12 protein-coding genes are annotated in these 14,250 nt (G+C 58.0%); 10 read left to right on the forward strand and 2 right to left on the reverse strand.

Translation table 11 applies throughout. The annotated features are described in order from the left end of the window. Window positions 1-114 precede the first annotated feature (114 nt). Genes lsrA through lsrG form a run of 6 tightly spaced genes read left to right on the forward strand, consistent with a single transcriptional unit; the run spans window position 115 to window position 5,867 of the window. Window positions 115-1,614 carry an autoinducer 2 ABC transporter ATP-binding protein LsrA gene (gene lsrA / locus MT962_RS10540; RefSeq protein WP_247365551.1) on the forward strand — a complete coding sequence of 500 codons (1,500 nt, stop codon included), beginning with the start codon at window positions 115-117 and terminating at the stop codon, window positions 1,612-1,614. After that, on the forward strand, window positions 1,611-2,648 hold the full coding sequence (gene lsrC, locus MT962_RS10545) for an autoinducer 2 ABC transporter permease LsrC (protein WP_024560791.1): 1,038 nt from the start codon (window positions 1,611-1,613) through the stop codon (window positions 2,646-2,648). Before lsrA ends, lsrC begins: the two co-directional genes overlap by 4 nt. Next, entirely contained in the window at window positions 2,649-3,653 is a 1,005-nt protein-coding gene (lsrD, locus tag MT962_RS10550; protein WP_024556508.1) for an autoinducer 2 ABC transporter permease LsrD, read from the forward strand. Between the two features lies 1 nt (window position 3,654). Continuing rightward, window positions 3,655-4,671, forward strand: a complete 1,017-nt coding sequence (lsrB, locus tag MT962_RS10555) for an autoinducer 2 ABC transporter substrate-binding protein LsrB (RefSeq protein WP_029697666.1) — start codon at window positions 3,655-3,657, stop codon at window positions 4,669-4,671. A gap of 9 nt (window positions 4,672-4,680) precedes the next feature. After that, window positions 4,681-5,571 carry a 3-hydroxy-5-phosphonooxypentane-2,4-dione thiolase gene (gene lsrF / locus MT962_RS10560; protein WP_024556510.1) on the forward strand — a complete coding sequence of 297 codons (891 nt, stop codon included), beginning with the start codon at window positions 4,681-4,683 and terminating at the stop codon, window positions 5,569-5,571. Further along, entirely contained in the window at window positions 5,568-5,867 is a 300-nt protein-coding gene (gene lsrG / locus MT962_RS10565) for a (4S)-4-hydroxy-5-phosphonooxypentane-2,3-dione isomerase (RefSeq protein ID WP_024556511.1), read from the forward strand. The genes lsrF and lsrG overlap by 4 nt, the downstream gene beginning before the upstream one ends. 187 nt (window positions 5,868-6,054) lie before the next feature. Here the strand turns inward: lsrG and ygjG are convergent, their stop codons facing one another. Next, the gene (gene ygjG, locus MT962_RS10570; RefSeq protein ID WP_024556512.1) at window positions 6,055-7,461 is read right to left on the reverse strand and encodes a putrescine aminotransferase; all 1,407 of its coding nucleotides are present in this window, start codon (window positions 7,459-7,461) and stop codon (window positions 6,055-6,057) included. A gap of 404 nt (window positions 7,462-7,865) precedes the next feature. Between ygjG and MT962_RS10575 the strand changes: the two genes are divergently transcribed. The 3 genes from MT962_RS10575 to MT962_RS10585 all read left to right on the forward strand — a co-directional run bounded on the left by MT962_RS10575 (window position 7,866) and on the right by MT962_RS10585 (window position 12,544). Next, the gene (locus MT962_RS10575) at window positions 7,866-8,783 is read left to right on the forward strand and encodes a diguanylate cyclase (protein ID WP_338463982.1); all 918 of its coding nucleotides are present in this window, start codon (window positions 7,866-7,868) and stop codon (window positions 8,781-8,783) included. A gap of 207 nt (window positions 8,784-8,990) precedes the next feature. Then, complete coding sequence (locus MT962_RS10580; protein ID WP_024556514.1) at window positions 8,991-10,523, forward strand: PAS domain-containing methyl-accepting chemotaxis protein; 1,533 nt, start codon at window positions 8,991-8,993, stop codon at window positions 10,521-10,523. A gap of 470 nt (window positions 10,524-10,993) precedes the next feature. Further along, entirely contained in the window at window positions 10,994-12,544 is a 1,551-nt protein-coding gene (locus MT962_RS10585; protein ID WP_188723791.1) for a methyl-accepting chemotaxis protein, read from the forward strand. 74 nt (window positions 12,545-12,618) lie between these two features. Here MT962_RS10585 and MT962_RS10590 read toward each other — a convergent pair whose 3' ends face one another. Next, a complete protein-coding gene (locus tag MT962_RS10590; RefSeq protein ID WP_188723792.1) occupies window positions 12,619-13,182 on the reverse strand; it encodes a PadR family transcriptional regulator in 564 nt (187 codons plus the stop codon). A 261-nt stretch (window positions 13,183-13,443) separates the two neighbouring features. Between MT962_RS10590 and MT962_RS10595 the strand changes: the two genes are divergently transcribed. Then, window positions 13,444-14,211, forward strand: coding sequence for a siderophore-interacting protein (locus MT962_RS10595; protein WP_247365553.1), 768 nt, complete (start codon window positions 13,444-13,446; stop codon window positions 14,209-14,211). Window positions 14,212-14,250: the final 39 nt, after the last annotated feature.

Here is a 14,250-nt window from a genome sequence, read left to right on the forward strand (position 1 = left end):
GAAGGCGATCTAATGCACGAAAGTGTGATCCCTGCACGGTTGTAAATATAGTTCACCGACTACGCTTTTGAACATTATTAAATTTAAAAATCTTTTGTTCAATGCGGAGCGAAGATGATCAATCCGATTCCCCTGCTTGAAGCGCGCGCCATCAGCAAGCAATTCTCCGGCGTTCCGGTGCTGAAAGGCATCGATTTTACGCTGCTGCCGGGACAGGTTCACGCGCTGCTTGGCGGCAACGGCGCCGGGAAGTCGACGCTGATGAAAATCATTGCCGGGGTGGAAACGCCGGATAGCGGCGAACTGGTGATTAACGGCAAAGCCTGGCCGCGACTGAAGCCTTCTCAGGCGCATGAGCAGGGCATTTATCTGGTGCCGCAGGAGCCAATGCTCTTTCCCAACCTCAGCGTAAAAGAGAACATTTTGTTTCGACTTTCGCAAAAGCCCGAGGTGATGACGCGCCTGAACGAGAAACTCGCGCAGCTTGACTGTCACCTGAACCTGCAGGCCAGCGCCAGCACGCTGGAGGTGGCGGACCAGCAGATGGTGGAGATCCTGCGCGGGCTGATGCGCGAGGCGAGAATCCTCATTCTCGACGAGCCCACCGCGTCGCTTACCCCGGGCGAAACCGAGCGGCTTTTCCGCCAGATCCGCGCCCTGCAGGGGCTTGGCGTCGGCATCGTCTTTATCTCCCACAAGCTTCCTGAAATTCGCGCGCTGGCAAGCCATATCTCAGTGATGCGCGACGGCGCGGTGGTGCTTGAGGGGGAAACCACCGCGCTCACCAATGAGCAACTGATTAACGCCATGACGCCCGTCAGCCGCGAGCGGCAGTTGAGCGACACGCAAAAGCTCTGGCTGGCGCTGCCCGGCAACCGCCGCACCCAGCCGCAGGATTTCCCTGTGCTGCGGGTGGAGTCGCTCACCGGCGAAGGGTTTCTCGACCTGAGCTTTGAGATTTACGCCGGCGAGATAGTCGGCCTGGCGGGCCTTGTGGGCTCCGGGCGCACTGAACTTGCCGAAACGCTCTACGGCCTGCGGCCCGCCCGCGCCGGGCGCATATGGCTTGAAAACCGCGAGCTTGGCCGCGACGCCACCAAAGCCCGCCTTGAGCGCGGGCTGGTCTATCTGCCGGAAGATCGTCAGGTCTCCGGGCTGTTTCTTGATGCGCCGGTGCGCTGGAACACCGTGGCGCTGAACGAACCTTCTCTCTGGCAGCAGCAGCAGCGCGAAGCGGCGGTGGTGGAGCGTTATCACCGCGCGCTCGGCATCAAGCTCAACCATGCCGACCAGCCGGTGCGCACGCTCTCCGGCGGCAACCAGCAGAAGGTGCTGCTGGCCCGCTGCCTGGAGGCGAACCCGCTGCTGCTGATTGTCGATGAGCCGACGCGCGGGGTGGATGTTGCCGCCCGCGCCGATATCTATCAGCTCATCAAAAGCGTCGCCGCGCAGAACGTGGCGGTGCTGATGATCTCAAGCGATCTCGATGAGTTTCCGGGGCTGGCGGACCGGGTGCTGGTAATGCATCAGGGGGCGCTCAGCGGGGAGCTTGCGAAATCGGCGGTGTCGGTAGAAAGGATGATGAAGCTCGCTTTTGGAGGAACTCACGCATGAAAACCCTGCTGCGCAACCGCGAGCTGAGCGCCTTTCTCGCCATCCTTGCGCTGTTTGTCGTACTGGTGGCGCTCAACCACAGCTACTTCAGCCTGCAAACGCTGTCGATGATTTTCAGCAGCGCGCAAATCCTGATTCTGCTGGCGATGGGCGCGGCGCTGGTGATGCTGACGCGCAATATTGATGTCTCTGTCGGCTCCACGCTTGGGCTGTGCGCTATCGCCGTCGGCGTGGCGCTCAATAATGGCTACAGCCTGCCGCTCGCCATGCTGTTCGCGCTTGGCATCGGCGCGCTGTGCGGCTTTTTTAACGGCGTGCTGGTGGTGGGGCTGCGCATCCCGGCGATTGTCGCCACTCTCGGCACGCTGGGGCTTTATCGTGGCGGCATGCTGCTGTGGACGGGTGGCAAATGGATAGAAGGGCTGCCGGCGAGCCTGAAATCGCTCTCTGAACCGCTCGCCTTCGGTATTTCGCCGCTCGGCGTGATGGTGCTGGCGCTGCTGGCCGTGGGCGCGTGGGCGCTCGCGAAAACCGCCTTTGGGCGCGATTTCTACGCCGTGGGCGATAACCTCGCCGCCGCGCGCCAGCTCGGCGTGGCGGTGAACCGCACCCGGCTGCTGGCCTTCACTTTCAACGGCATGCTGGCCGCGCTCGGCGGCATCCTCTTTGCCTCGCAGATTGGCTTTGTGCCAAACCAGACCGGCAGCGGACTGGAGATGAAAGCCATCGCCGCCTGCGTGCTTGGCGGCATTTCGCTGCTCGGCGGCACCGGCACGCTGATTGGCGCCTTTCTCGGCGCCTTCTTCCTCACGCAAATCGACACCGTGCTGGTGTTATTCAAGCTGCCCGCCTGGTGGAATGACTTTATCGCGGGCCTGGTGCTGCTCGGCGTGCTGGTGCTCGACGGCCGCCTGCGCCAGGCGCTGGCGCGCCATCAGCGGGCGCTGAAGTACAGCCGCTTTGTGCCGGGCAACACAGGGGTGAAAAACGTGACCCCGTTTCCCCGGCGCAAAAGCAAAAAGGAGGTGGCGTAAATGAAGCTTAACTGGGAAGGGGCGCTGCTCGCGCTGCTGGTGGTGGAGATCCTGCTGTTCGGCGCGTTCAACCCGCGCATGCTGGATCTCAACATGCTGCTTTTCAGCACCAGCGATTTCATCTGCATCGGCATTGTGGCGCTGCCGCTGACGCTGGTCATCATCAGCGGCGGCATCGATATTTCGCTTGGCTCCACCATCGGCCTGTGCGCCATCGCGCTCGGCGTGATGATGCAGGCGGGGTTGCCGATGATGGCGGCGGTGCCGTTAACGCTCGCGCTCGGCCTGCTCTGCGGGCTGCTGAACGCGGCGCTTATCCACTACACCGGCATCAGCCCGCTGGTGATAACCCTCGGCACGCTCTACCTCTACGGCGGCGGCGCGCTGCTGCTTTCGGGTTTCGCCGGGGCGACGGGCTTTGAGGGCATCGGCGGCTTCCCGGACGCCTTCACCGCCTTCGCCAACCTGACGCTGTTTGGCCTGCCGGTGCCGCTGGTGCTGTTCCTGATAATCACGCTGCTTTTCTGGGTGCTGGCGCATAAGGCGCGTTTCGGCCGCCATCTCTTTTTATTAGGGCAGAACCCGCGCGCGGCGCGCTACGCGGCGATGCCGGTGAACGGCATGCTGTATGGCGTCTATGGCCTGGTGGGGATTGCTTGCGCCGTCGCCGCGCTGGTGCTGGTCTCCTATTTCGGCTCGGCGCGCTCCGATCTGGGGCGCGATTTGCTGATGCCAGCGCTGACGGCGGCGGTGCTGGGCGGCGCGAATATTTACGGCGGTTCCGGCTCCGTCATCGGCACCGCGGTTGCGGCGCTGCTGGTGGGCTATTTGCAGCAGGGGCTGCAGATGGTGGGCATTCCCAATCAGGTGTCGAGCGCGTTGTCCGGCGCGTTGTTGATTGTGGTGGTGATTGGCCGTTCGGCGAGTTTGCACCGTGAAACCCTGCGTGCGGCCTGGCGCCGCTGGCTGGCGCGACGCGGTGCGGTTAACCAATCAGGAGCTTAATATGAAAACAGCAAAACGTGCCCTGCAACTGAGCGTGCTGGCGCTGGCGCTGGGCGTCGCCTCCGCGCAGGCGGCCGACCGCATCGCCTTTATCCCGAAACTGGTCGGGGTGGGTTTTTTCACTAGCGGCGGCAACGGCGCGATGGAAGCGGGCAAGGCGCTCGGCGTGCCGGTGACCTACGACGGGCCGACGGAGCCGAGCGTTTCCGGGCAGGTGCAGCTCATCAACAACTTCGTCAACCAGGGTTACAACGCGATTATCGTCTCCGCCGTGTCGCCGGACGGCCTCTGCCCGGCGCTCAAGCGCGCCATGCAGCGCGGCGTGAAGGTGCTGACGTGGGATTCAGACACCAAACCGGAGTGCCGCAGCATTTACATCAACCAGGGCACGCCGGAGCAGCTTGGCGGCATGCTGGTGGAGATGGCGCAACAGCAGGTGACGAAGCCGGACGCCAAAGTCGCGTTCTTCTATTCAAGCCCCACCGTGACAGACCAGAACCAGTGGGTGAAAGAGGCGAAGGCGAAAATCGCCAAAGATCATCCGCAGTGGCAAATCGTCACCACCCAGTTTGGCTATAACGACGCGACTAAATCGCTGCAAACCGCCGAGGGCATCCTGAAGGCTTACCCGGACCTCGACGCCATTATCGCGCCGGACGCCAACGCGCTGCCCGCCGCCGCGCAGGCCGCCGAAAACCTTAAGCGCACTAACGTGGCCATTGTCGGTTTCAGCACGCCGAATGTTATGCGCCCCTACGTTGAGCGCGGCACGGTGAAAGCCTTCGGCCTGTGGGACGTGGTGGAGCAGGGGAAAATTGCGGTCAACGTGGCGGATACGCTTCTGAAGAAAGGCGATCTGAACGTAGGCGACAGCATTGAGGTGAAAGATATCGGCACGCTGAAAGTCGAGCCTAACAAAGTGCAGGGCTACCAGTATGAGGCGAAGGGCAACGGCATCGTGCTGCTGCCGGAGCGCGTGGTCTTCACCAAAGAGAACATCAGCAAATACGATTTCTGAGGAGGGTGCATGGCGGATTTAGACGATATCAAAGACGGGAAAGATTTCGGCCTCGGGCGGCCGCAGCAGAACACGCCTTATACGCTTAAGGGCTGCGGGGCGCTGGACTGGGGCATGCAGTCGCGCCTGTCGCGCATCTTCAACCCGAAAAGCGGGCGCACCGTGATGCTGGCTTTCGACCACGGCTATTTTCAGGGGCCGACCACCGGCCTTGAGCGTATCGACCTCTCCATCGCGCCGCTCTTTGAAGAGACCGACGTGCTGATGTGCACGCGCGGCATTCTGCGAAGCCAGGTGCCGCCCGCCGCCAACCGGCCGGTGGTGCTGCGCGCCTCCGGCGGCAACTCTATTTTAAGCGAGCTTTCGCGTGAGAGCGTGGCGGTGGCGATGGAAGACGCGCTGCGCCTGAATGTTTGTGCGGTGGCGGCGCAGGTTTATATCGGCTCTGAATATGAGCACCAGTCAATCAATAACATCATTAAACTGGTGGATGAAGGTGCACGCTACGGCATGCCGACGCTTGCGGTGACGGGCGTGGGTAAAGAGATGACGCGCGACGCCCGCTATTTCTCGCTCGCCAGCCGCATCGCCGCCGAGATGGGGGCGCAGTTTATCAAGACTTACTTCGTGGAAGAGGGGTTCGAGAAGGTCACCGCGAGCTGCCCGGTGCCGATCGTTATCGCCGGCGGTAAAAAGCTGCCGGAGCACGAGGCGCTGGAGATGTGCTGGCGCGCTATCGATCAGGGCGCGTCAGGCGTGGACATGGGGCGCAATATTTTCCAGTCCGAAGCGCCGCTCGCCATGCTCAAGGCGGTGAAAAAGGTGGTGCATGAGAACCTGAGCGCCCGCGAAGCGTATCAGTTCTGGCAGGAAGAGAAAGCGCAGGGGGGAAGGGGATGAATGTGACGCTGGTGGAAATCAACATTAAACCCGAGCGGGTGGATGAGTTTCTGGCGGTGTTTCGCGCCAACCACGAAGGGGCGCTGAAAGAGCCTGGCAACCTGCGCTTCGACGTGTTGCAGGACCCGGAAACCCCGACGCGCTTTTTTATTTATGAAGCGTATAAAGACGAAGAGGCCGTACAGGCGCATAAAAAGACGCCGCACTATCTCGCCTGCGTGGAGAAGCTGGAGGCGTTAATGTCCGGTCCGCGCCAGAAGCGGAGTTTTATCGGGCTGCTGCCGGAGGTGGAGTAAGGAGAAGAGCAGGGCAGGTAAGCGAGGGGCGAACACGTGCGCGGAAAATAACCACTCTCTGAGGGCTTATGAGGCTCCGGCGGGTGGCGCTGCGCTAATCCGCCACACGGCGGCATCCGCCTGTTTGCCTAAGCGACACCCCAAAAACAAAGCCCCCTTAACGGGGGCTTTAACTTAGCGAGATGACTCAGAGGGATTCATTTTCTTCGGCGGTTGCCGCTTTGCTGCGGGCTACGCACAGACTCTCCATCGCCTTGCGCGCGGCGCTTAACACCTGTTCGCACTGCTCAATCGTTAGCGTAAGCGGCGGCTCGATGCGGATGGTTTTCGCGTTATTCAACGTGCCTGCCACCAGCACATGCTGGCGGAACATTTCGCTCGCGAACTGATAGCCGATTTCGTTATTGGTAAACTCAATCGCCATCAGCATCCCTTGCCCGCGCGCCTCCACGACCAGCTCCGGGAATTCCAGCGCCAGCTGGCGGAAGCCGTCGAGCAGCATGTTGCCTTTCTGCTCCGCCTGCTGCGGCAGGTTCTCTTCCAGCAGCACGTGAATGGTGGCGAGCGCCGCGGCGCAGGCCAGCGGGTTGCCGCCAAACGTAGTGGTATGCAGGAAGGGGTTATCGAACAGGACAGAGAAGACCTCTTCGGTTGCGACGGTCGCGCCAATCGGCATTACGCCGCCGCCCAGCGCTTTGGCAAGACAGAGAATGTCGGGATGCACATTCTCATGCTCGCAGGCGAACATCTTACCGGTGCGGCCCATGCCGGTTTGCACTTCGTCGAAAATCAGCAGCGCGCCGAATTCATCGCACAACTGGCGCACCGCAGGCAGGTAGCCCGGCGGCGGCAGGATCACGCCCCCTTCGCCCTGAATCGGCTCCAGGATCACGCCAGCGATGTCGTCTCCGGTTTTACGGCATTCGGTGAAAAGCTCGCGCATAGCCTCAATATCGCCGTAAGGCACATGGCGAAAGCCTGGCAGCAACGGCATAAAGGGCTTACGAAATGCCGCTTTCGCGGTGGCGGAAAGCGCGCCGAGCGATTTCCCGTGGAAGGCGCCGGTCGCGGCCACAAAGGTATATCTGCCGCGCGGGGCCTGGTACGCTTTGGCGAGCTTAAGCGCCGCCTCCACCGATTCCGTGCCGCTGTTGCAGAAGAAGCTATATTTCAGTTTGCCTGGCGTCAGCGTGGCGAGGGTTTTCGCGAGCATGGCGCGCAGTGGGTCGAGCAGCTCCTGACTATGCAGGGGTTGTTTGGCAAGTTGGTTCTGTACGGCGGAAACCACTGTTGGATTACGGTGCCCCACGTTAAAGATGCCGAATCCACCCAGACAATCGAGGAACTCCTGTCCCTGGGTGTCGACAAGCGTATTCAATCCTCCCGCTTGCCATTCTACGGCTCCGTAATCCCCGCCGGCGGTTACAGACTTGCGATATTCTAAGAACCCTGGATTGACGTGCTGCTGAAAGTAGTCGATGACCTCCCGGTTCAGTGCTTTCATCTCCTCATGCGAAAGCGTCTGCTTTTCGATGAGATTCAGTGCGTGCGCGGTACAGGCAAGAGCCGAGGCGCTGTTAGGTAACCTGTTCAAAATATGCTCCTGGGGATCGCGTATCACATGATACCGATTTAAGTATTGCAGTCTTTACGCCACATCGAAGGCGTTAACAAAAATCGGGATAAAAGCCAGGCGACGTCGCAAAAGTGCGAAACTTAATCGTCCCCATAAGCGATAAGCGAGCGTTAATGCTGCCCTTTGATTGACGAGGCGGCAGGAAAGCGTGGCGGGGGCGCATCATAAAAGCGCAGACTGCGCCAGGATGGTGCGTAATAACGCAGCGCGGCAATATATATTCACACATTGAATATTTGAGGATTAATTTAATTTCCATGTGAATTAATTATGCTGAAAATTGATTTCGTATATTTTCATCCCTGTATGGTGTCAGATGCGTTATTCTTTCCCTCTTCTTTATTTAATTAATACGCAGCGCTGTGAAAAAACGACGTGATGAAACGATGAATATTGCCGATTTGGATCTCGCTTTAATTGAATTAAGCACGGCGCAGAAAGCGCATTTTCAGTGGCTTGGAAAATTGCTGGAGCTTAGTTTGCTGGGCGGCGAGCCGGATGCAGAGCTCACCCATCCCCATGCGCATGAGCTGTGCCTCTTTAGCCACTGGCTGCGTCATGACCAGAACCGGCAGGCGCAGCACAGCGGCTACGTTTTTAACATCGAGTCTGCCCATAAAGTAATGCATGACCGCGCCCGCGAGTTGATGCTGGCTATCCATCAGCAGGCGGTTACCGCCAGCCTGCTGCGCCGTTTTCATCAGGCCCAGCAGGAATTTATGGGCCACATTGATAAATACCGTGAATGTTTGTTGGTGTTTCGCAATATGCACGACACCTTAACCGGCCTGCCGCTGCGCCATTTGCTTTATCAGGATTTTGATTTTATTCGCACCCGCTGTGAAAACAATCATCAGGCGTTATGGCTGCTTATGATGGATATCGATCGTTTTAAATCCATTAATGACAGCTGGGGACATAACGCCGGCGATGATGTATTACGCAGCGTGGCGGCAACATTTAAAACGTGCGCGCGGGAGAATGAACGTATTTATCGTTTCGGCGGCGAGGAGTTTATTATGCTGCTGGAAGTCACCGGTGAAAAAGAGGCGCAGCAGGCGGGCACGCGTATTTGCGATTATCTTTCACGTCATCCCATCATTATTAAAGAGAACGCTTTAACCGTCACCGTCACGGGAGGAATAACGCAGGTCGAAAGTAATGAAACGTTACATCAGGCCATCGGCCGCGCCGATAAAGCGATGTATTTTGGCAAAAATAATGGACGCAACCAGTGCGTGATGATTCGCCAGAATGGGGAGATGAGGCGGCTTGCGTAGACAAAACAGGGCCAGTTAAGCAGTAATAATAACTAACATAAATAATATACCTGCGTAATTATCCCGCTAATCCTCATGAAAAATGTGGCTGATAGCACAAATTGCGACCTGAAGCGGCCTTTATCGTTAAAGTAAATTTACGTCGCGCCGACATTACAAGGCAGAAAAATATATTAACAATTGGATAACCTGCCTAAGGACGCTGCTATGCCTTCACAGCCCTCCGTCACCCAGCGTGAGCTGATGCTGGATGACAATACCACCCTCATGTCCACCACCGATCTGCAAAGCTATATTACCCACGCTAACGATACCTTTGTGCAGGTGAGCGGCTACACGCTGCATGAACTGACCGGTAGCCCGCATAACCTGGTTCGCCATCCCGATATGCCGAAAGCGGCGTTCGCTGACATGTGGTACACCCTCAAACAGGGCGAGCCCTGGACCGGCATCGTGAAAAACCGCTGCAAAAATGGCGATCACTACTGGGTGCGCGCGAATGCGGCGCCGGTTGTGCGTAACGGGAAAACCACCGGCTATATGTCTATCCGCACGAAAGCCACGCCGGAGGAGATTGCCGCGGTCACGCCTTTATATAAAGCCTTAAACGAAGGCAAAGCGAACCGACGTCTTTATAAAGGGCTGGTGCTGCGCAAAGGCTGGCTCGGCAAGATGGCGACGCTGCCGCTGCGCTGGCGCGTGCGCGGCGTGATGAGCGGCATCTTTCTGGCATGGCTTGCCGCGATGCTGCTCGCCGGGCAGAGCGGCGGCGGCCTGCTGCTCTCCGGCATCGTCTGCGCGCTGGTGATGACGCTCGGCTGCGCCGCGTTTGAGTGGCAGATTGTCCGTCCGGTAAGCAACGTGGCGCGCCAGGCGCTGAGCGTAGCGACCGGCGAGCGCCAGAGCATCGACCAGCTTAACCGCGCCGACGAAATTGGCGTGACGCTGCGCGCCGTCGGGCAGCTTGGCCTGATGTGCCGCTGGCTGATTAACGATGTTTCAAGCCAGGTGATAAACGTGCGCAGCGGCAGCGAAACGCTGGCGCGCGGTAATGATGATTTAAACGAGCGTACCCGCCAGACGGTGGTCAACGTGCAGCAGACTGTCGCCACCATGAACCAGATGGCGGCCTCGGTGCAAAGCAACTCCGAAACGGCGGTTGCGGCGGATAAACTCTCCAGCGCCGCAAGCGAAGCGGCCCGCCACGGCGGGCAGGCGATGGAGACAGTGGTCAGCACCATGGACGAGATTGCCGACAGCACCCAGCGCATCGGTTCTATCACGTCGCTTATCAACGATATCGCTTTCCAGACCAATATCCTTGCCCTGAACGCGGCGGTGGAAGCGGCGCGGGCGGGCGAGCAGGGCAAAGGTTTTGCGGTGGTGGCAGGCGAAGTGCGCCATCTGGCGAGCCGCAGCGCCAACGCCGCCAATGACATTCGCAAACTGATTGAGGCGAGCGCCAGCAAGGTGGAGTCGGGCGCGGTGCAGGTGCACGCTGCGGGCCGCACGATGCAGGATATTGTCAATCAGGTGCAGAACGTCACGCAGCTTATCGGCCAGATAAGCCAGGCGACCTCCGAGCAGGCGGGCGGCCTTGCCGATCTCACCCGCGCCGTCACCGAGCTGGACGCCATTACCCAGAAAAACGCCGGGCTGGTGGAGGAGAGCGCGCAGGTCTCCGCGATGGTTAAACACCGCGCCACCCGTCTGGAAGATGCCGTAACCGTACTGCACTGATCCTGTCGCTACGTTCCCCCGGGCGGCGCTCCGCCGCCCTTATTTTCTTCTCTCCTTCTCTTATTTTTGCTGCTAATTCACGCAACGATACCGTTAATTGTGAACTTATTATTTTTACTTTGTTAATAATATATTAATAAAAAAAGTGGCGCTGAAAAAATAAGCGTGACGAAACATAAGCAATAATAAATGCACTGGTTTTAAGTCTGGCTAATTAATACTTAAATAACCCTTCATTGATAAGATAAATAGAGAAAGCGGTCGATCAATAATCAAAAATTAATAGTTTGCAGCTATCAAAGCGAAGCGATAAATAAGAAAAAAACGATCAAAAAGGTAAAGTCAGAGGCAATGTTACCGATAAACCTTCTGTCGCTCCCCTTGTTCGGCGAACTGCCGCCTCTCTGACTGCATGTCTTATGCGGCATTCCCGTTCCGTCAGCTTAATTAACCCGCTTTACGGAGAAAATATGTCTTTCCGCGATGTAAAAATAAGCACGAAATTAATACTAGCCTTCGCTTTCTTTATTATCTTGCTGATTGTGAGCGCCTCTCTTTCACTGCTGAGCCTCAGTCAGGCGAATAATAATATTCAGGGCATCGTTAATAAGGATTATCCCGCCACGGTAAAAGCCAACCAGCTAATAGAAACCTTCCAGAGTTTTGTCAGCACCCAACAACTTATGCTGCTCGATGAAAACCGCCGTTGGGCGCAGGATTCGGAAAAGCAGCTTAACGCTCTGAGCGCCCGCATTACCGCACTGCTCGCCGACCTGCAAAAGAGCCTGCCGGATGAAGCCTCGCAACGCGCGCTGGCGCAAATTCGCGAGATTCGCCAGCAATATATCGATTCCCGCATGCGCATCCTGACCGCCGTACAGAACAACAACCGCGACGCGGCGCTGGCGGAGATGATGTCCACCACGCTGAACCTGCAAATAAGCTACAAAGAGAAAGTGCAGGCGCTGATCGCCATTCAGAACCAGAACATGGCTGATGCGGGCAAGCATGTCGCGAAGAGCTATGGCAATAACCGCACCATGCTGATTGTCCTGGCGCTGATCTCCGTCGTGATCGGCACGGCTATCGCAGCGCTTATCATTCGCGCCATCACCGCGCCGCTCGGCCAGGCGGTAAGCTTTGCCGAAGCCATTGCCGAGGGGGATTTAACCCGTAACGTGGAAACCGGACGCCGTGATGAAACCGGCCTGCTGCTGACCGCGCTGATGGAGATGAAAATGCGGCTGCAGGCGATCGTTGAGGAGGTGCAGAACGGCGCGGAAACCATTTCGTCTGCCGCTTCGCAGATTGTCGCCGGCAACCAGGACCTGGCGGCGCGCACCGAAGAGCAGGCAAGCTCGGTGGAAGAGACCGCCGCGTCCATGGAGCAGATGACCTCGACCATTAAAAACACCTACGACAACACCAGCGTCGCCACGCAGCTCTCGACCGAGGCTGCTAACACGGTGAAAAATAATGGCCAGATGATGCGTCAGGTTACCGACAAGATGCGCCTGATTAACGAAACGTCTAACCGGATGTCGGAAATTATCAACCTGATCGACGCCATTGCTTTTCAGACGAATATCCTGGCGCTGAACGCGGCGGTAGAGGCGGCGCGCGCCGGAGAACATGGCCGTGGGTTTGCGGTTGTCGCAGGCGAAGTGCGCCAGCTGGCGCAGAAAAGCGCGGCTTCGGCGAGTGAAATTCGTACGCTGATTGAAAACTCCACCAACCAGACGCGTGAAGGGATGGGGCTGGTCGAGCAGGCGAGCGGGTTGATTAACGGCATGGTGACGAACGTGGAAGAGATGAACCACATCCTGCATGAAATCGCCCAGGCGAGCCGCGAACAGACCGACGGCATTACGCAAATCAACACCGCTATCGGCATGATTGATACCACCACCCAGCAGAACTCAAGCCTGGTGGAGGAGTCGGTCGCCGCCGCCGCATCGCTTAGCGATCAGGCGAATCAGCTCAAAACGCTGGTGAAAGTGTTCCGCCTGCGCGAGGCGTAAAAGCGAGGCGAAAACGCCGCCGTAGATGTAATGGCGCGGCGGCGTGACACATCAAAGGGGGGGAAACCCACGGGTTAATCGAGCTGCGAAATCTCCAGCGCCGCTTTATCGATAATCCCGACAATCTTTTTCAGCAGCGTGGGTTCGATGGGCGCCTGGTTTACTTTTAAATCCAGCACCGCCTTGAGGTTCTCCAGCGCTCGCTTCATCTCCGGGTTTTTACGCAGCTCGTGGCCGATAATGCGCGCCTTTACACGGGCATGGATATGCGCCAGATGGTCGCTGTTTTCTTCAAGCCAGGCGGTGCCCGCTTCGGTGATAACAATCTTCTTGCGTCCGCTTTCCTCTTCGCTCAGCGAGATAAACTGCTGCTCTTGCAGAAAATCGAGCGTCGGGTAGATAACGCCCGGGCTGGGCGTATAGTTGCCGCCGGTCAGCGCTTCTATCTCTTTGATTAACTCATAACCGTGGCTGGCGCCGCGGGTCAGAATGTCCAGCATCACCAGGCGCAGTTCGCCGTGGCCGAAAAAGCGTGGGCGGCGCGCGTGACCCTCTTCATGATGGCCATGCCCGTGATGGTTGCGGCGCATGCCGTGCGCGTCGCTATGGAGATCGTGGTAACGGTGAAAGTGTCGCATGGTCGTCTGCTCTCGCGATATTTAGATATATCTATATATATCGAATAGTAAGGATTTTGCAAAGCGCAAGCGGTAAAGAAAAATCATTAAACGGTCAATTTATTGATTTTTAATTCTTTTATACGGGGCGTTGTCATTCTGTGCCGCGGCGCCTGAATGCTATCTAAAAAAACTTGCATTCACGCTTAATAGCAACCATTATCATTTACGAAAATTTTAGATATATCGTAATTTCTTCACCTTCACACTGGCAGGTTGAACATGACTCAGGTCACTACTTATCCGCAGCGCGTGCGCAACGAGCTGCGTTTTCGCGAGTTAACCGTGCTCAGCAGCGAGCGCGTGAGCGGCTTTCAGCGTATTGTCTTCGGCGGCGAGTCGCTGACAGGGTTTACCTCCCGCGGTTTTGACGACCATATCAAACTCTTTTTCCCGACGCCGGGAACGGAATTTGTTCCGCCTCAGGTGACGGAAGAGGGCATTGTCTGGTCTGGCGATGTGCGCCCGCCGTCGCGCGACTACACGCCGCTCTTCAACGCCGCGCGTCAGGAACTGACCATCGATTTCTACGTGCACGAGGCTGGCGTGGCCAGCGACTGGGCGGTCACCGCGAAGCCTGGCGACACGCTCTGCATTGGCGGCCCGCGCGGCTCGCTGGTGGTGCCGGAAGATTACGGCTGGCAGCTCTATGTCTGCGATGAATCCGGCATGCCGGCGCTGCGCCGCCGCCTGGAAACGCTGAGCGCGTTGAACAAGGCGGTGAAGGTGAAAGCCCTTGTCACTATCCGCGATGAAGCGCTGAAAGGCTACCTGGCGCATCTGGCGCAGTTTGATATCGAATGGCTTGTCGGCCACAACGAGCAGGCGGTGGCGGAAAGGCTGGCAGCGCTGAAGCTGCCGCCGCAGGATTATTTCCTCTGGATAACCGGCGAGGGCAAAGTGGTCAAGCGCCTTTGCGAGCCGCTTGAAGGCAAAGTGGACGCCCGGTTGCTGCGCGCGCAGGCCTACTGGCACAGCAAAAACGAGTAATGCCGCAGCGGGAAAGAGCCGCACGCTTTTTCCCGTGAA

The sequence above is a fragment of the Franconibacter sp. IITDAS19 genome, assembly GCF_023079515.1.
GTDB classification, from domain to species: domain Bacteria; phylum Pseudomonadota; class Gammaproteobacteria; order Enterobacterales; family Enterobacteriaceae; genus Franconibacter; species Franconibacter pulveris.